This window comes from Myxococcus sp. XM-1-1-1 (assembly GCF_020037095.1).
GTDB classification, from domain to species: Bacteria; Myxococcota; Myxococcia; order Myxococcales; family Myxococcaceae; genus Myxococcus; species Myxococcus fulvus.
Map to the genome: position 1 here is coordinate 130,608 of NZ_JAIQDH010000003.1, position 17,011 is coordinate 147,618.

Here is a 17,011-nt window from a genome sequence, read left to right on the forward strand (position 1 = left end):
ACAATCTGGGCCCTACCTTATATAAGAGGCGGCTTGGACTCTCGCTGTCGAGAGACTGTCACCGAATTCTTCCGAGGGTTTCTGAACCATGAGCGCGAGCGAAAACTTCTCCGTGGCCCGGGCCTGGCTGGCCGCCTTCAATGCGCATGACGTGGAGGGGCTGGTGGCGCTGTACGCCGAGGACTGCACGCACACCTCGCCCAAGATCAGGGTCCTGCACCCGGAGACGGGCGGCAAGCTGGTGGGCCGGCCGGCCCTGGCGAAGTGGTGGCGGGAGGCCATCGCCCGACTGCCTGGCCTGCGCTACGAGGAGACGGCGCTGACGGCGGACGGCGAGCGCGTCTTCATGGAGTACCTGCGGCACGCGCCCGGCGAGGAGCCCATGCCGGTGGCGGAGGTGCTGGAGGTGCGTGGCGGGCGGATTGTCGCCTCGCGCGTGTACCACGGCTGACGGCCGGGATAGGGTGCCCCCATGGCGACGAACCCCAGCGCCTTCGACAAGGACTTCGGCTACCTGCTCCCGTTCCTGGACAAGGTGGCCGCCGCGGCGGCGGGCCTCGAGGACCCCCAGGCCCGCGAGGAGCTGACGCGACTGATGGCGGAGGAGAAGGTCCGCTGGGAGCGCGCGCGGGAGCTGTTGCGCGGCGCCAGCGGCAAGGGCGGCGGGCGCTCCGCCGCGGGCGAGTCCCCCGAGTCCTCGCTGGCCCGGGCCTCGGCGGATGACGTCCACCGCGCGGCGCCGGGCCCGTCGGGGCTCACCGTGGGCAGCCTGAAGGGGGCTGGCGCGGCGCCGAAGTCCCAGCGCCGCTGAGCGCGCTCAGACGAGGCCGCGCTTGAGGCGGTCCATCGCGTCGAAGGTGGCCGACTTGTAGGCCTCCGACAGCGTCGGGTAGTTGAAGCACGTCTCCAGGAAGAGCCGCGCGGTGGAGCCGGTGAGCATGGCCACCAGGCCGATGTGCACCAGCTCCGAGGCCTGCTCGCCGAGCACGTGCACGCCCAGCAGCTTGAGGCTCTCGCGGTGGAAGAGCAGCTTCAGGAGGCCGTGCGTCTCGCCGATGATCTGCCCGCGCGGGTTGGTGGCGAAGCGCGCGCGGCCGGCCACGTAGGGGATGCCCTTGGCGCGCAGGCCCTCCTCCGTCTCGCCCGCCGTGGAGACCTCGGGGATGGTGTAGATGCCGTAGGGCAGCACGGTGGCGATGGCCAGGGGGCCCCCCAGGCAGAAGGCGTGCTCCACCGCGACGCGCGCCTGGTCCATGGAGGTGGAGGCCAGGGCGGGGAAGCCGATGACGTCTCCCACCGCGTAGATGTGCGGCACCGCGGTCTGGAAGCCCGGGCCCACCTCCACCTGTCCCCGGGAGCCCAGCTTCACGCCCAGCTCGGAGAGCCCCAGGCCGTCCGTGTTCGCCGAGCGGCCCGAGGCCACCAGCACCTGGTCCGCGGAGACCTCTTCACCCGAGGACAGCGTCAGGCGGATGGGGACCTCGCACGCGGCGGGCACGTCCACCTTCTCCACCGTCTGGCCGAAGCGCAGGCGGATGCCGAGCGCCTCCATGCGCTGGGCGAGCAGCGCGGAGAACTCGTCGTCGAGGAAGGACAACAGCTCCTGCTTCACCTCCACCAGCGTCACGGGGATGCCGAGCGCGGCGAACATGCACGCGTACTCACAGCCGATGACGCCGCCGCCCACCACGACGAGGGATTTGGGCAGCTGGCCGATCTCCAGCACCTCGTCCGAGTCGTGCACGCGCACGTCGCCGAAGGGGTACAGCGGAGGCCGGTAGGGCTTGGAGCCGGTGGCGACGAGGATGAAGGCGCCCGTGAGGCGCACGTCGTCGGCGCCCGCGCGGCGCACCACGACGGTGTGCTCGTCCAGGAGCGTGCCGTTGCCCTGGAACACCTGGATGCCGTGGCGCTCCAGGTTGTGGGCGATGCGCTCGCGCTCCATGCCCTTCACGCGGCGCTCGCGGTAGAGGAAGTCGGAGACGGTGGCCTCGTGGCGCAGCGTCGTCTCCACGCTGTAGAGGCCTCGCGCCTTGAGGCCGGACAGGTGCAGCGACGTCTCGCGCAGCGTCTTGGACGGCAGCGTCCCGGTGTTGGCCGCGGTTCCACCCAGCACGGGCTCACGCTCCACCACCGCCACGCGCTTGCCCGCCAGCGCCGCCTGCACCGCCCCCCACTCACCGGCCGGGCCGGAGCCAATCACCACCAGGTCGAAGTCCCTCATAGGACCCCAAACTACGCGACCCCACGCACCCTTTGAAGCGAACTCACCGTGTCAGGTGCTCCTCGAGGAAGAGAGCGGTCTGCCGCATCAGCTCCCGAGCGCTCTCGACGTCGTCCGTGAGCTCGAAGCCGTGGTGGCCCTCGGGCAGCTCCAGCAGTGTGAGGGGCGCACCTCGCGTCCGGGCCTCCTTCACGAAGTCATCGAGCGCGGCGTTGAGCGCCGGCGCATCCTGGCCCGCGCGCAGCACGAGCAGGGGCGGCACCTTCTTCGCGTGGGTGGCCTTCAGGGCAGAGAGCGGCGAGGGGCTCACGCCCGGAGCGTCGAGCAAGGGGTACCACGCCACCGCGCAGCGCAGCCAGGCGGGAGGCTCCTTGCGCAGCGCGGGCGACAGGCCCCAGAGCCCGCCCGCGGACATTGTCATCAGGCAGACGCGGCTCGCGTCGAGCTTCTCGGTGGCGGCCTGCTTGCGCACGAAGGCCAGCGCCGAGTCGAGGCGCTTCTGGAGGTCCGCGACGCGCGTGTACCACTGGGCGGGCTCCGCGCCGGTGGCCGGTGAGCCGAGCTCCACCAGCGCCACCGCGTAGCCGTGCGCGGCCACCCAGCGCGCCTGTCCGGCGAAGGCGGGCAGGTCCCTCACGAAGGGCGTGAGGCCCGGGTGCATCATCCCGTGGGCCAGCACGATCACGGGGACGGGGCCCTGGGAGATGGCATCCGGGATGTAGAGGTCCAGCTTGTAGTCGCGGTTGCCCATGCGCGTGTACGTCAGTCCCCGGCGCACCTGGACCTCCTCCATGCCGGGGATGGTGAGGACGGGGCGGGCCTTGGCCCACTCGGGCACCGGCGTGTCCAGGGACGCGGGCAGCGCGGGCGCAAAGAACATGGGCGGGCCGTAGGAGGGCACCTCGCCGAAGCCCAGGTGCATGCGCAGCCACTGGGCGCGGTCCCTTCGCGCGGCGTCACCCAGCTCATGCGCGCCTTCGTAGAACCGGGCGAGCTTGGGCTCGGTGCCCGCGTCGATGAAGGCGCGGACCTGCTCGGGCGTGACCCACGGGTCCGAGCGGCCGTACTGGAAGAGCAGGGCGCGGGGACTCGCGGCGCCGACACCGACCACGCCGTCGAGGGCCGCCATCTTCCGGGCGAACACGGCGAAGTCCGGCTCGGACATCGCGTCGGCGAGCTTCTTCTCGTTCTCGCGCTCCAGCGTGAGGATGCTCTTGGAGTAGTCACCCACGCCGTTCATCAGCACGAAGGCGCGCACGCGGGCTTCGACGCCGGCCAGCGCTCCACCCACCATGGCGCCCATGCTGTGGCCCACGAAGCCGAGCCGGTTCGCGTCGACCTCGGGACGGCTGACGAGCAGGTCCACGCCGCGCCGCATGTCGAGCAGCGTCTGGAGGTGCGTGGGGTACAGCGCCGCGCCCCGGAGCGAGCCGCGCCAGGGCTCGGGCCTCACGTGCGGCGCATCGACGAGCAGCGACACCACGCCGGAGCGCGCGAGGGAGAGCGCCTCGTCGAGGAACTCGTTCTTCGAGCCCTGACCCCAGTGCAGGAACACGAGCCCCGCGAAGGGACCTGGGCCCGGTGGGGTGACGAGGAAGGCGGGGACGCGTCCGCCCTTGGGGCTGGCATAGGTCAGCTCCGTCACCGTGACGTCTCCGCGCTTCTGCTCGCGGACCTTCTTCACGTCGAGCGGCGCGGTGGCGTCATGCTTCGTCACCTCGTGCAGCTCGGCGAGCAGCGTGGCCGGCTCCGGCGCGGGCGCGGCCGCGACGGGGAGCGTGATGAAGAGGGCCAGCAGGAGGACGCGCTGACACCACGACGAGGGGCGAGACCCGGACATGGAACGCCTCGACTGTGAGAGGGCCCCGTGAAGGGTGGGGCCCTCGCGAGTCTGAGCGCTCCTGGCGCGAGCGCAAGTCCTCAGGGGCGTGGGCCGTAGGTGGGGATGGGGGCGCCGACCTCGAGGGCGCCGAGGTCCGGGGCCGAGCCGGAGTAGCCGTCCGTGATGTTCTCGAGCGGCGTGCCGGCGTTCTCCACGGTGGAGCCCGCGCGAGGACGCAGGTCGGGCGCGGCATAAAGCGTCATGGGGGACGCGGGGTAGGCGACCGTCGCCGCGAAGACCCCGAGGTCCACCTGGACGGCGTGCTTCTCGGTGGTTTTGGCGCGCAGGTCGTTCAGGGAGGTGATGCGCGTGCCGCCCCAGTTGGCGTTGAAGGTGCCGGAGGTGGAGCCATAGCCATCGTGGTCCAGGTCGGCGTTCGCCGTGGTGAGCGAGGGGAGGTGGAGGACGCTGCCCTGGGCGCTGCCGCTGCTGTAGCCGTTGAAAGTTCCTCCGGGCCCGCCGATGAACAGGTTGTTGCGAGCGTGGAGCCGGGCCACGGGTGTGGTCGCGGTGATGCCGAAGCCGTCACCGTGCTTCACCACGGTGTTGTGCAGGAGCACGTCGCCCGAGCTGCCCCGGTAGAGTTTGAAGGCGATGTGCACCGCGTTGTAGACGGCGTTGCGGACGAAGTACGTCGGCCCGCCCAGGCTCGGCTGGGACGACAGCGCGATGAAGTTGTTGGTGAGGCGGTTGCCGACGATGCGGCAGTTGTGGGCGCAGAAGTCCGCCTCGACGCCGTCGTCCGCGTTGCCGATGAGGTCGTTGTCGAGCACGTCGATGCTGTACTGGTCCACCGCGGCGTCGTCCTCCATGAAGGAGATGCCGTCGCGGAAGCCGGTGACGCGGTTGTTCTGGATGACGTGTCCAGGCCCCGTGACGCAGATGCCCTCGCCCTGGTTGTTGCCATTGACGCCGAGCGAGGACTCCGCCCACGGGGTGATGCCCGTCACGACGTTGTCGGCGATGTACGCGTTCTCCGCGCGCAGGAAGGTGACGACCGCATCGCCGCCGTTCGCGGAGGTGGCGTTGATGGTGGAGCGGGTGAGGGCGAAGTTCTTCGTCCCGTTGAAGCGCAGGCGGCCGTTGATGGTGAGCCGGTCGAAGTGCACGTGGTTCTGGTTGAACAGGTTGACGGGGCCGTTGATGACGGTGCCCGACGTGCCTCGCAGGACGATGGGCTTGCCCTCCGTGCCGCTGCGCGACCAGTCGAAGCCGGTGTACGTCCCGCTGCCGAGCTCGAGCAGGTCTCCGGGCTGGGCGCTCGCGGCGACGCTGGCGAAGGTGGCGGGCGTCACGGCCTTGACGGGTGCGTTCGCCATGGGCGCCGGGACCGCGCGCGTGGTGGCTGTCGCCGTGCGCACGGCGCCGCCGCCGTCCGGGTCGGCGAGTGTGAGCTCCAACTCGTACTGCGTCGCGGGCTGGAGCCCGAAGATGCTGCCGGAGTGTCGCTGGGCCCAGGAGAAGCCCTCGTTGCTCCCGGCGGGGATTCGGCGCAGGGGCAGGGCCTTGCGCCAGGTGCTGGAGCCCGCGGGGCGGAAGCGCACGGCGACGGTGCCGTTGGCGTTGGCGTCGCCGGTGAAGGCCCACTCCACCGTCAGGTGTTGCAGCGTCGGGAAGGGGAGGGTGACGGCGCCGGGGACGGTGGCGTCGGGGCCTCCGCTCGGGCCTCCATCCGGGGAGGTATTCGTGCCGCCGTCCTCTTCGGGTGTGCCGCTGTCGGGTGCGCCAGCGTCCGGGGTGGGCACGGAGCCGTCGGGGGGATGCGTCCCCGCGTCGGCTCGGGTGTCGTCGTGACCGCTGTCACCGCAGGCCACGCTGAGCAGCAGCGCGGCGGCACCACACCACGTCCGGAGGATGCGAGGGCTCATGCGCGGATTGTGCGCCGAGGGGCAGACATCCCGCGAGCTCGGGCGTGTCTATTCTGGTGACTCGGTACGTCCCGTGTAGCGCAGGCCCTCGCGGACCTCGTCATCGGTGAGGAGCCGGAAGGTGCCCTCGGGGATGTCGAGCTCGATGCCGCCCACGGCTTCCCGGTGGAGGGCGCGCACGGGGAGGCCGACGACGCCGAGCATCCGCTTCACCTGGTGGTGACGGCCCTCGGTGAGGGTGACCTCCACGGTCTTCTCGTCGCGCACGCGGACGGTGGCGGGGCGGGCGGGGCCGTCGTCGAGGACCATGCCCTTGCGCAGCGGCTCCACGCGCTCGTCATCCGCGGTGCTGAAGACGGTGGCCACGTAGCGCTTGGGCAGGTGCGTGTCCGGTGACGTGGCGTGGGCGACGAGCTTGTCGTCATTGGTGAAGAGCAGCAGGCCCGTGGAGTCCACGTCGAGCCGGCCCACCGCGTGCCACGTGTAGCCGGCGAGCTCGGGAGGGAGCTGTCGGAGGAGGATTTCGAACACGGTGCCGGTGCGGTGCTGCGACACGGTGGAGGACAGCACGCCCGCGGGCTTGTGGAACGCGAGCACCCGGGTGGCGGGGGCGGACAGCGGGACGACTCTTCCGTCGACGCGCACGGTGGCGCCGGGGGGGACGGGGGTGAGGGCCATCTTGGCGACGCGGCCGTTGATGGTGACGCGTCCGGCGGTGATGGCGTCCTCGGCCTCCTTCTGGGGGAACACGCCCGCGCGTGCGAGGGCGCGAGACAGCCAGTCCGGCTTCTCCTTGCCCTCCCATCGTTGGTGCTGCGGGGGCTTGGTCTTGTCGGGCTTGCGCGGCATGGGCTTCCAGAGGGGACGATGGAGTCGGGCGTCATATCATCGTCACCTGGAGCGCGTGGCGCCTCCGTGACGCCGTTGGCCCGCGTAGAGTCGGGGACATGACCGCTCGTGCCGGGAATCCGTCTGTCGGGGATGAATCACGGATGCATCCGTTGGATGCGTTCATGGCCGCCCTGGCCAGTCGTCGGCTGTTCTGTGATGGCTGGGGGGATGAGGAGACCTTCGCGGGGGCTCCGTTGTCGGGGCGGCTCGCGGCGACGGTGTTGCCGCTGGAGGTCCGCTGGGGCGCGGAGCAGGCGGCGGGGCGTCGAAGGTTCCGGGATGGGGCGTTCGATTCGCCGTGGGTGGCGTTGCCGTCGGAGGTGCGGTTGGGCTCGGTGCGATGGATGACGTCCGAGCGAGGGCGGGGGCGCGACGCGTGTGTGGTGCTCGCGGCGTCGCGGGACGAGGGGTTCCGGCTGCGGAGTTGGTTGTTCGCGCCGTTGGTGGAGGAGGGGGTGGATTTGTTCCTGCTGGAGAACCCCTATTACGGGACGCGGCGGGCGCTGGGGCAGAAGGGGCCGCACATCCGCACGGTGAGCGAGCAGCTCCAGATGAACATCGCGTCCATCGAGGAGGCGAGGGCGCTGGTGGCTCATGCGCGGCGCGAGGGCTACGAGCGCGTCGCGGTCGCGGGCTACAGCATGGGTGGGTACATGGCGGCGTTGACGGCGGCGACGATTCCGGAGCCGGTGGGCGTCGCGGCGCTCGCGGCGGGGGCCTCGCCGGCGCCGGTGTTCACGAAGGGCGTGCACTCGCGCTCCATCGACTTCAGGAGGCTGGCGGGCTCGCCGGACGAGACGGAGGCGAGGACGCGGCTCGCGACCATCCTGGACGCGGCGAGCGCGCGCCTGTTGCCGCCGCCCGTGAAGCCGAGCGCCGCCGTCATCCTGGCGTGCGCGAGGGATGCCTTCGTTCCCTTGGCGGAAGCACGCGCGCTCCATGCGCACTGGCCTGGAAGCGAGCTGCGCATCGTGGACGCGGGACACATCTCCGCGGTGATTACGTCGGGTGCCGCGCTCCGGGGCGCCATCCGGGACGCGGTGCATCGCTCGGGGACGTGAACGAGGCAGGAGCGTCACGGGAGGCCTCGAACAGCCGAGGGCCAGGCTGTCCCGCACCTCGCTCGTGCGGCGATTCGCGGAACCTCGAGGACGACGCGATGCGAGGCTCGGCACCGCGAGGAGACAGCCCGGGCCGCCCGGAAGCAATCAGTGCCCGGGCGAGGAGCGCAATCGCCTCACGCATGGGTCGAGTCGCGAGGCTTCGACGGGGCTCGGCGCGAAGCTCCGGCACTGCAATGAGTGTCGAGGCAGTCCGGGCGCAAGCGGTTCGGGGCCGTGGTACGAGTCCTCGCGCAATCGAACTCCGTCGGGACCCCTCCTCATGTCGTTTGCGCGCGCTCTCGGACTCTTCATCCTCACGGCCCTGGCTGAGATCATCGGCTGCTATCTGCCGTATCTCTGGCTGCGACAGGGGCGCTCGGTGTGGTGGCTGGTCCCCGCGGCCGCGAGCCTCGCGCTCTTCGCGTGGCTGCTGACGCTGCATCCGACAGGCGCCGCGCGGACCTACGCCGCCTACGGAGGCGTCTACATCGCCGTGGCGCTCGCGTGGCTCTGGCTCGTCGAGGGAGAGCGGCCCACCCCATGGGATGTGGTGGGCGCGCTCGTCGCCATTGCTGGCATGGCCATCATCATCCTGGCCCCCCGACGTTAGCGGCCATGTCCACGTGAACGTGGAGTCTCACGACCTCCGCGGAGCTGGATCCTCGCCCTCGGCGCTCCCAGGTGTCTTCCCGGGCTCCTCCTGAGGCATCCGGCGCTCCTCCTCGAGCCCACCTGCCTCCGCCGACTTGGGCGTACGCCCCGGGGCCTCCTCCTCGGGAGAACTCCGCCGCCGGCCGTTCTGTCCCGGCTCCTCGTCACCGACCTCCATCGACTCATAGGGCATGTGGTCCATGCTGCGTCCTCCTCACGTGGGTTCAGGACTTCCTCGAAGGTAAGGCCGCCGTCGCGCCCCATGCCGCGTCGGGCCTTGCGGTCGCACGCCCCCTCGCTCAGCCTGCGCCCCTCCTCCGTGGGAGTCCCCGCATGTCCCGACTCGCCCTCTGCCTCGTGCTCCTGTCCCTCCACGCCGTGGCCGCCGAGCCCTCCACCGTGCCGCGCCGCCCCGTGAACACCTACTCCATCGTCGCCAGGGATCCGGCGACAGGGGACCTGGGTGTCGCCGTGCAATCCCACTGGTTCTCCGTGGGCGCCACCGTCCCCTGGGCCGAGGCCGGCGTGGGCGCCGTCGCCACCCAGTCCTTCGTCGATCCGTCCTACGGCCGTCTCGGCCTGGACCTCATGCGCGCGGGCCGACCAGCCCCGGATGCCCTCAAGGGCCTGCTCGCCGCCGACTCCGCCAGCCAGGTGCGCCAGGTCGCCATGGTGGATGCCCAGGGCCGCGTCTCCGCGCACACGGGCTCGAACTGCATCGCCGCCGCCGGACACCTCGTGGGCGAGGGCTTCTCCGTCCAGGCCAACATGATGCAGAAGGACACCGTCTGGCCCGCCATGGCCAAGGCCTATCGCGCCTCCAAGGGAGACCTCGCCGAGCGCATGCTCACCGCGCTCGAGGCCGCCGAAAGCCAGGGCGGAGACCTCCGCGGCAAGCAGTCCGCAGCCCTCATCATCGTCTCCGCGAAGCCCTCGGGCCGCCCCTGGATGGACCGCCGCTTCGACCTGCGCGTCGATGACCACCCCGAGCCCCTCAAGGAGCTCCGCCGCCTCGTCACCCTCCAGCGCGCCTACAACTTCATGAACGAAGGCGACCTCGCCCTGGAACACAAGGACACCGACGCCGCCCTCGCCGCGTACTCCTCCGCGGAGAAGCTCGCGCCGGGCAACGCGGAGATGATCTTCTGGCACGCCATCTCCCTCGTGGGCGTGGACCGCGTCGACCAGGCCCTGCCGCTCCTCCAGCGCGCCTACGCCGCCGACCCCCGCTGGCGCGAGCTCCTCACCCGTTTGCCCGCCGCGGGCCTGCTCCCCGATGACCCCAAGCTCCTCGCGCGCTTGAAGAGCGCGAAGTAGCCCCGCGCCCACCGAGCAGGGACCCGAGCGCTGGGCACGCCACCTCGCGGACCCGGCGAGCCCCATGGCTTGTAGTGGCCCGCGAGGATGGAGAGGTTACCTGGACGAGGATGCCCATGAGTGACGCCCAGGCTCCACTTGCCGCATTGACCGTCCCGCTCTTCGCGCTGGCGCAGGTGCCCCAGGAGGTGTCCGTCTCTCCCGAGGGCGCCACGGGACACAGCTACTGGTACTGGGTGGCGCTGCTCGTGCTGGCCGCGGCCGTCTTCGCGTGGGTCGCCGTGGCGCTGGCCCGCAAGCGCAAGGCCCCGCCTCCCAGGTCCACGCGCGCCACCCCCCGCTATCGCCGCCCCGTCTAACCTCGCTTGCGCAGCGTGTGCAGCGCGGCCAGCCACAGCCGCGCCTCCTTGCGCGTCAGCCGTGAGCGCCGCAGCGGCGCGAACAAGTCCCGCAAGCCCGTACGCCCCGGCTGCTCGTCGATGAGGAACCCTCCCGCCGTCAGCACGCCCTCCAGCGTCGACTCCACCTGCGCCAGCTCCGTGTCCGTCGCCGCCACCGGCAGGGGGCCGGGCGGCGGGGCGTGCGCCTCCAGCGTGGCCACGCGGACCTCATAGGCGTACAGCAGCACCGCCTGCGCCAGGTTGATGGAGGGCTGCTCCGGCGCGGTGGGCACCGCGGACAGGTCATGGCACCGCTCCACCTCCGCGTTGGTGAGCCCGCTGCGCTCATCCCCGAAGACCACGGCCACCGTGCCCTGCGTCGAGCGCGACACCCACTCCTCCGCCACCGCGCGCGGGGCCAGGCGCCGCTTGCCCTCCACCTTGCGGGAGCTCGTCCCCACCACCCACACGCAGTCGGAGATGGCCTCCTCCAGCGTGTCCGCGCGACGCGCGCCGTCGAGAACGTCCTCGGCATGGACCGCCAGCCGGCGCGCGGGCGTCAAATCCTCCACCTCGGGCGTCACCCAGACCCAATCCGACAGGCCGCAGTTCTTCAGCGCCCGAGCAGCGGCACCCAGGTTCTCCGCGTTGCGCGGACGCATCAGGACGAAACGGACGGGCAGCACCATGCCGGACCACCATACCCGCTTCCCTGGGGGCGTTGACCCCGATGCGTGGCCCTCCTATAGCGTGGCGCCATCGACCGCTGGGCGCGTGCTCGGAGGCCACCGGGAGTGTGGCTCCGCGTACACCCTGTGGGCCCGAGGACGCGTGGGGGACGCGTGCGGGCCGTGGGCGTTCGACCGCACTCCCCAAGCTTCCTGGCGTGTGCGCCGTCGGCACGTCGCATGAAGAACAGCAGGCACCTTCCGGAGGAAACATGGGTCCGCAGTCCGTCGTCTCCAATCCGCCACCGCGCGCCAGACGCGCCAGCTGGCTCGTCGCCGCGCTGCTCCTGGGCATCTCCATCTCCGGCTGCAAGAAGGACGAGCAGCAGCCCGCCACCTCCTCGCCGAGCACCCCGGACACCACCACGGCGTCACCCGCGGTCTCCGGCGGTGACGCGGGGACGACCGCCGCCGTCGTGAAGGTGCCGCCCAAGCCGGAGGCCGTCACCCCCATCATCCGCCCCCAGGGCGCGGTGGGCGTGCTGCCCCAGTCCATCGTCATCGAGCTGGCGCGGCCGCTGCGCCCCGATGACCACGAGGTGAAGCCGGGCACCGTCGTCTCCATCTCGCCGCAGGTGGCCGGGAACCTGACCTGGAGCGGGCCCTCCACGCTGACGTTCAACACCTCGTCCGGTCAGGCCTTCTCCTTCGGCACCGAGTACACCGTCAAGGTCGTCTCGCTGGAGACCGACGCGGGCGTGGTGAAGGCGCCCTCCGACGACGCCTGGAAGCACGTCTTCAAGACGCCCACCTTCCAGTTCCTCCGCATCCAGCCCAAGCAGCTGGACCTGGCCAAGAGCCGCATCGAGGTGGACGTCGTCTTCTCCGGTCCGGTGTCCCCCAGCGCCATGCGCGGCAAGGGCACGTTCCTGGTGGGCACCCAGCCCATCTCCGACGTGAAGTGGCGCTCGGTCGCCGGCATGTCGAACGCCGTCACCGCGGAGCTCGCGAGCCCCGGCCTCAAGCCCTCCGCCGCGCTGCGCTTCACCCTCAAGCAGGGCCTCGCCGCCGCGTCCGACGCGAAGGCGCTCGCCCCCTCGGCCGAGGCCACCTTCGTCCTGCACGGCGGCCAGCGCATGGACATCACCGGCGTCAACCGGAAGGAGGGCAGCAGCGGGCACTACCTCGAGGTGGCCTGCCGTGACGTGGCCGCGGAGGCGCCGGCCAGCCCCCGCTACTACCAGGAGTACGACTCGTACTACTGGGAGTCGGGCAACAAGGGCTGCGTGCTGGACGACGCCACGGCGGAGGCCTCCATCCACGTGACGCCCCCGGTGAAGGTCTCCGTGGCGCCCACGCGGCAGGGCTTCCGCATCTTCGGCGACTTCAAGCGCGGCACGTACACGCTGCGCATCGACGCGGGCACCACGTCCGTGGGCGGCGGCACGCTGCTGGCGGACTTCGAGCAGGAGCTGTCCATCCCCGCGCGCCAGTCGCAGCTCTCCTTCACCTCCGCGGGGCGCTACCTGCCGCGCGGCGCGTGGCGCAACCTGCCCCTGCAGCACCTCAACCTGGACGCCGTGGAGCTCACCATCCGCAACGTCCCGCCGGAGAACCTCATCTTCTGGATGAGCGATGACCAGCGCGAGACGGCGGACGAGCGCACGTCCAACCTCGTGGTGAAGAAGACGCTGCCGCTCCAGTCGGCCTCGGACACGCTCACCACCACGTACCTGGACGTCGCGAGCCTGGTGCCCGCGTCGACGCGGGGCCTGGTGGAGGTCTCCGTCCGTCGCAACGACTTGTCGGCCGCCACGCGCGTGCTGCTCACCGACCTGAGCCTCGTGGCCAAGCGGGGCGGACCGGCGCCGGGCTCGAAGGACGCGGGGGAGGTGTGGGTCTGGGCGCTCGGCATCGAGAGCACGGACCCGGTGTCCGGCGTGGAGGTGTCGCTGGTGAAGAAGAGCGGCCAGGCCGTCAGCCGCTGCGTCACCAAGGGCGCGGACGGGTGCGTGCTCAACGTGCCCCCGGGCGGCGTGGATGACAGCCAGCCCTTCGCGCTCATCGCGCGCCAGGGCGACGAGATGACGTACCTCAAGTACAACGAGCTCAAGACGGAGATCGCCAACTCCGACGTGCAGGGCGAGCCGTACCGCTCCGAGAAGGCCTACCGCGCCTCGCTCTGGTCCGACCGCGGCGTGTACCGCCCCGGCGACACCGCGCACATCGCGGGCGTGCTGCGCGGCCAGGATGACCTGGCGCCGCCCACGGGCATGCCGGTGGAGCTGGTGGTGGTGGACCCGCGCGAGCGTGAGCTCAAGAAGGTGCCGCTCAAGACGAACGACGCGGGCCTGGTCTCGCTCGACGTGCCCTTCGAGGCGTTCCAGGACACGGGCCACTACCGCGTCACGCTGAAGGTCGCCGACCGCGAGGTGGCCTCCTACGGCCTCAACGTGGAGGAGTTCGTCCCCGAGCGCATGAAGGTGACGGCCACCGCGGAGGCCCCCGGCTACGTGCAGGGCGTGGAGATTCCCGTCGCCGTGGAGGCCGCGTACCTGTTCGGCGGCTCGGCCGAGGGCAGCCCCGTGGAGCTCAACTGCCGGCTGGTGCCGTCCGACTTCAAGCCGAAGCAGAACGCGCAGTTCACCTACGGCCTGTGGCGCCAGGACGGCAAGGAGCCGCGCCCCGTGACGCTGGGCCAGGCGAAGGGCGCGCTGGACGCGAAGGGCCAGGCGCTCATCCACTGCCCGGCGCTGGCGGCCATGGGCGGGCTGCGCGGGGCCGCGCGACTGAGCGCGCTCGCGAGCGTGTTCGAGTCCGGCAGCGGCCGCTCCACGGTGAACGAGGCCAGCGTGCCCGTGCACCCGGAGCGCTACTACGTGGGTCTGCAGGCCAGCGTGGGCAAGGTGAAGGCGGGCAAGCCCTTCACGGTGAACGGCGTGGTGGTGGACTGGGACGGGAAGCTCGTCGCGTCCTCGTCGCTGGCGCCGGCCACCGTGCAGGTGGAGTACGTGCGGCTGGAGGAGGAGTACGGCTACTACTACGACGAGGGCGAGGGCTATGACCGCTACCAGCGCTACCTGAGGCCGCTGCGCGAGGGCAGCGCCACGGTGAAGGTGGTGGACGGCCGCTTCAACCTCACCGTCACGCCGGGCGCGGACGCCGCGGGCTACCTGGTGCGCGTGCGCTCCGGCAACGCGCAGACGGACCTGGAGCTGGAGGGAGAGGGCCGCTACTACTGGTGGGGCGAGGGCTCGCGCGTCGACCAGACGCCGCGTCCGCTCAAGCCCACGTCGCTGGACGTGGCCGTGCCCGCGAAGGCCGTCGTCGGCAAGCCCATCAACGTGAAGCTCAAGGCGCCGTACAAGGGCCGCATCCTCTTCACCGCGGAGACCGACCGCGTCCTCGCCACCGAGTGGAAGGCCGTGGAGCCGGGCGAGGTGACGTGGAGCTTCACGCCCAAGCAGTTCGCGCCCAACGTCTACGTGAGCACCTTCCTGGTGAAGGACCCGCACCTCGAGTCCGCCGAGGCCTTCATGCCCGACCGCGCCTTCGGCGTGGCCAGCGTCGTGCTGGAGCCGGTGGACTACACGCAGCAAGTCGCGCTGAACGTGCCCAAGGAGGTCCGCTCCAACGACACGCTCACCGTGGACCTGGACCTGGGCGCGCTCGAGGGCGCCACCTTCGCCACCGTGGCCGTGGTGGACGAGGGCATCCTCTCCCTCACGCGCTTCCAGAGCCCGGACCCGCTCAAGGACATCTTCACCAAGCGCGCCCTGGGCGTGGACACCTTCGAGACCATCGGCTGGACGTTGCTGGTGCCCCCGGGCGGCAGCTCGCGCTCCACCGGTGGTGACGCGGAAGGGGACGCCGCGGGCCGCGTGCAGCCCGTCAAGCCCGTGGCCCTGTGGAGCGGCGTGGTGCCGGTGCCGGCCAACGGCAAGCTGCGCCTGCCGTTCCAGCTCCCGCAGTACCGGGGCGCGGTGCGGGTGATGGCGGTGACGGCGGGGCCCAAGCGCATGGGCCGCGCCAGCGCGCAGGTGCTGGTCAGGGACCCGCTGGTGCTCCAGACGACGCTGCCGCGCTTCCTCACGCAGAACGACGAAATCCAGGTGCCCGTCTTCGTCACCAACCTGTCCGGCAAGGCGCAGGACGTGAAGGTGACGCTGGCCGCGGAGTCACTGCCGGTGCCCGGGCTCGCCCTGCCCGCGGACACGGCGTCGCCGCTGCAACTGCTTGGCAAGAGCGAGGGCCGCGCGCGCGTGGCGGACGGCAAGTCCACCACGTTCGTCTTCCAGGCCCGCGCGGTGCAGTCGGTGGGCGCCGCGCGGCTGAGCGTGGTGGTGGAGGGCGGCGGCTACACGTCCAAGGAGACGCTGGACGTGCCGCTGTCGCCGTCCGGTCCTCGCGAGCGCCGCGTGCAGCGCATCGAGCTGGCGCAGGGCGTGACGGATGTCTCCAAGCACCTGCAGGGGTGGGTGCCCACCACGGAGCGCTCGACGCTGTGGGTGACGGCCAATCCCTATGCGCAGTCGCTCCAGCACCTGTCGTACCTGGTGCAGTACCCGTACGGCTGCATCGAGCAGACGACGTCCTCCACGCGGCCGCTGCTGTTCGTGTCGGAGCTGGTGGACCAGGTGGACCCCACGCTGAAGAAGCACGGGGACGTGGGGGACATGGTGCTCGCGGGCATCAACCGCGTGCTGTCCATGCAGACGCCGTCGGGAGGCTTCGGCTACTGGCCGGGCGCGATGGAGCCGCAGCTGTGGGGCACCGCGTACGCGACGCACATGCTCCTGGACGCGCAGAAGCAGAAATTCCCCGTCCCGCAGGACCGGCTGGACGACGCGCTCCTGTGGATGGGCAACACGCTCAACTCCCTGGAGGGCAACGCGACCGCCCGGGACTACCACGGCAGCTCGGAGGCCTACATGCACTACGTGCTGGCGCTGTCCGGCAAGGGCCGCAAGGCGCGTGTGCAGAAGCTGGTGGACGCCCTCGCGGAGAGCGCGAAGAAGGCCCCGCTCAAGGGCGAACAGCGGGAGGAGGACTACATGCTCAAGGCGGCGCTGTGGCTCGCCGGAGACCGCCGCTATGAGAAGGAGCTGCGCAGCCCGGACCTGTCGCCCGTCACCGAGGAGCGGAGCAACAGCTGGTCCTTCTACTCGGACCGACGCCGGCGCGGCTTCATGCTGAGCACCTACCAGGACCTCTTCGGCACCGACGCCGCGGGTGAGCCCCTGGCCGCCATGGTCGCCAGCGCGCTGAGCTCGAGCCCCAGCTCCTGGTACACGACGCAGGAGCTGGTCTGGGGCATCACCGGCCTGGGCAAGCGCCTCAAGGGCGCGGCCACGAGCTTCACCCCGCCGACGCTGACGGTGGATGGCAAGGAGGTGGCGGCGAAGCAGGCCAAGGACGCGCGCGCCTCGGACCGCACCTGGGCGCTGGCCCGCGCGAGCGAGCGCAAGAGCCTCCAGCTCGACCTGAAGGAGAAGTCCGCGGGCACGCTGTTCCTCGTGCTGAGCAGCGAGGGCGTGCGCTCGGAGGGCCCGCCGCGCGTGGGCGGCGAGGGGCTGAAGCTCAGCCGCAAGTACCGCGGCCAGGATGGCTCGGAGGTGGACCTGAAGAGCGCGCCGGTGGCGCTCGCGCAGCTGGTCTACGTGGAGCTGGAGCTGACCAACACCACGGCCGAGCGGGTGCAGAACATCGCGCTGGTCGACCGGCTGCCCGCGGGCTGGGAGATCGAGAACGCGCGGCTGGGCCGGGGCGGCTCGGTGGACTGGGTGCAGGCGGACGCGCTGTGGACCCCGGACTACGTCAACATCCGGGATGACCGCATGGAGGTCTTCGGCGCGCTGGGGGCTCGCGAGTCGAAGAAGATTGTCTACGCGGTGCGCGCGGTGACGGCGGGTGCCTTCACGCTGCCCACGGCGGAGGCCGAGGCGATGTACGACCCTCGCCTGTGGGCCCGCGAGGCGGGTGGCACGGTGCAGGTGTCCGGCCCGTGGAAGGACAACCTCCTCTGAC

At 71.2% G+C, this 17,011-nt stretch carries 13 protein-coding genes; 7 read left to right on the forward strand and 6 right to left on the reverse strand.

The genetic code is table 11. From position 1 onward, the window contains the following. The first annotated feature begins 88 nt into the window (after positions 1-88). The gene (locus tag K8640_RS08215; RefSeq protein ID WP_223746563.1) at positions 89-451 is read left to right on the forward strand and encodes a nuclear transport factor 2 family protein; all 363 of its coding nucleotides are present in this window, start codon (positions 89-91) and stop codon (positions 449-451) included. Positions 452-472: 21 nt separating this feature from the next. After that, positions 473-811, forward strand: coding sequence for a hypothetical protein (locus K8640_RS08220; protein WP_223746564.1), 339 nt, complete (start codon positions 473-475; stop codon positions 809-811). Positions 812-817: 6 nt separating this feature from the next. On the opposite strand, the gene sthA is transcribed toward K8640_RS08220, so the two are convergent. From sthA to K8640_RS08240, 4 genes are all read right to left on the reverse strand, one after another. Next, positions 818-2,224 (reverse strand): Si-specific NAD(P)(+) transhydrogenase, encoded by a 1,407-nt coding sequence (gene sthA, locus K8640_RS08225; RefSeq protein ID WP_223746565.1) that lies wholly within the window; start codon positions 2,222-2,224, stop codon positions 818-820. Between the two features lie 43 nt (positions 2,225-2,267). Further along, on the reverse strand, positions 2,268-4,064 hold the full coding sequence (locus K8640_RS08230) for a dienelactone hydrolase family protein (RefSeq protein ID WP_223746566.1): 1,797 nt from the start codon (positions 4,062-4,064) through the stop codon (positions 2,268-2,270). 80 nt (positions 4,065-4,144) lie between these two features. Continuing rightward, positions 4,145-5,974, reverse strand: a complete 1,830-nt coding sequence (locus tag K8640_RS08235; protein WP_223746567.1) for a right-handed parallel beta-helix repeat-containing protein — start codon at positions 5,972-5,974, stop codon at positions 4,145-4,147. Positions 5,975-6,022: 48 nt separating this feature from the next. After that, positions 6,023-6,823 (reverse strand): pseudouridine synthase, encoded by an 801-nt coding sequence (locus K8640_RS08240; protein ID WP_223746568.1) that lies wholly within the window; start codon positions 6,821-6,823, stop codon positions 6,023-6,025. Between the two features lie 98 nt (positions 6,824-6,921). Between K8640_RS08240 and K8640_RS08245 the strand changes: the two genes are divergently transcribed. After that, positions 6,922-7,926 (forward strand): alpha/beta fold hydrolase, encoded by a 1,005-nt coding sequence (locus K8640_RS08245; protein WP_223746569.1) that lies wholly within the window; start codon positions 6,922-6,924, stop codon positions 7,924-7,926. Between the two features lie 322 nt (positions 7,927-8,248). Next, entirely contained in the window at positions 8,249-8,578 is a 330-nt protein-coding gene (locus K8640_RS08250) for a YnfA family protein (RefSeq protein ID WP_223746570.1), read from the forward strand. Positions 8,579-8,605: 27 nt separating this feature from the next. Here K8640_RS08250 and K8640_RS08255 read toward each other — a convergent pair whose 3' ends face one another. Next, positions 8,606-8,821, reverse strand: coding sequence for a hypothetical protein (locus tag K8640_RS08255; protein ID WP_223746571.1), 216 nt, complete (start codon positions 8,819-8,821; stop codon positions 8,606-8,608). 131 nt (positions 8,822-8,952) lie between these two features. Between K8640_RS08255 and K8640_RS08260 the strand changes: the two genes are divergently transcribed. Beyond that, positions 8,953-9,936, forward strand: coding sequence for a DUF1028 domain-containing protein (locus K8640_RS08260; protein ID WP_223746572.1), 984 nt, complete (start codon positions 8,953-8,955; stop codon positions 9,934-9,936). Positions 9,937-10,052: 116 nt separating this feature from the next. Continuing rightward, complete coding sequence (locus tag K8640_RS08265) at positions 10,053-10,295, forward strand: hypothetical protein (RefSeq protein ID WP_223746573.1); 243 nt, start codon at positions 10,053-10,055, stop codon at positions 10,293-10,295. Here K8640_RS08265 and K8640_RS08270 read toward each other — a convergent pair. After that, positions 10,292-11,005: an RNA methyltransferase gene (locus K8640_RS08270; RefSeq protein ID WP_223746574.1), complete on the reverse strand. Its 714-nt coding sequence runs from the start codon at positions 11,003-11,005 to the stop codon at positions 10,292-10,294. The genes K8640_RS08265 and K8640_RS08270 overlap by 4 nt on opposite strands. A 251-nt stretch (positions 11,006-11,256) precedes the next feature. Between K8640_RS08270 and K8640_RS08275 the strand changes: the two genes are divergently transcribed. Beyond that, a complete protein-coding gene (locus tag K8640_RS08275; protein WP_223746575.1) occupies positions 11,257-17,010 on the forward strand; it encodes an alpha-2-macroglobulin in 5,754 nt (1,917 codons plus the stop codon). Position 17,011 lies beyond the last annotated feature (1 nt).

Coding starts and splice junctions, on each gene's coding strand:
- K8640_RS08235 (WP_223746567.1), bottom strand. CDS start 5,974: ATGAGCCCTCGCATCCTCCGGACGTGGTGTGGTGCCGCCGCGCTGCTG.
- K8640_RS08245 (WP_223746569.1), top strand. CDS start 6,922: ATGACCGCTCGTGCCGGGAATCCGTCTGTCGGGGATGAATCACGGATG.
- K8640_RS08265 (WP_223746573.1), top strand. CDS start 10,053: ATGAGTGACGCCCAGGCTCCACTTGCCGCATTGACCGTCCCGCTCTTC.
- K8640_RS08275 (WP_223746575.1), top strand. CDS start 11,257: ATGGGTCCGCAGTCCGTCGTCTCCAATCCGCCACCGCGCGCCAGACGC.
- K8640_RS08215 (WP_223746563.1), top strand. CDS start 89: ATGAGCGCGAGCGAAAACTTCTCCGTGGCCCGGGCCTGGCTGGCCGCC.
- K8640_RS08250 (WP_223746570.1), top strand. CDS start 8,249: ATGTCGTTTGCGCGCGCTCTCGGACTCTTCATCCTCACGGCCCTGGCT.
- K8640_RS08240 (WP_223746568.1), bottom strand. CDS start 6,823: ATGCCGCGCAAGCCCGACAAGACCAAGCCCCCGCAGCACCAACGATGG.
- K8640_RS08255 (WP_223746571.1), bottom strand. CDS start 8,821: ATGGACCACATGCCCTATGAGTCGATGGAGGTCGGTGACGAGGAGCCG.
- K8640_RS08230 (WP_223746566.1), bottom strand. CDS start 4,064: ATGTCCGGGTCTCGCCCCTCGTCGTGGTGTCAGCGCGTCCTCCTGCTG.
- K8640_RS08220 (WP_223746564.1), top strand. CDS start 473: ATGGCGACGAACCCCAGCGCCTTCGACAAGGACTTCGGCTACCTGCTC.
- sthA (WP_223746565.1), bottom strand. CDS start 2,224: ATGAGGGACTTCGACCTGGTGGTGATTGGCTCCGGCCCGGCCGGTGAG.
- K8640_RS08270 (WP_223746574.1), bottom strand. CDS start 11,005: ATGGTGCTGCCCGTCCGTTTCGTCCTGATGCGTCCGCGCAACGCGGAG.
- K8640_RS08260 (WP_223746572.1), top strand. CDS start 8,953: ATGTCCCGACTCGCCCTCTGCCTCGTGCTCCTGTCCCTCCACGCCGTG.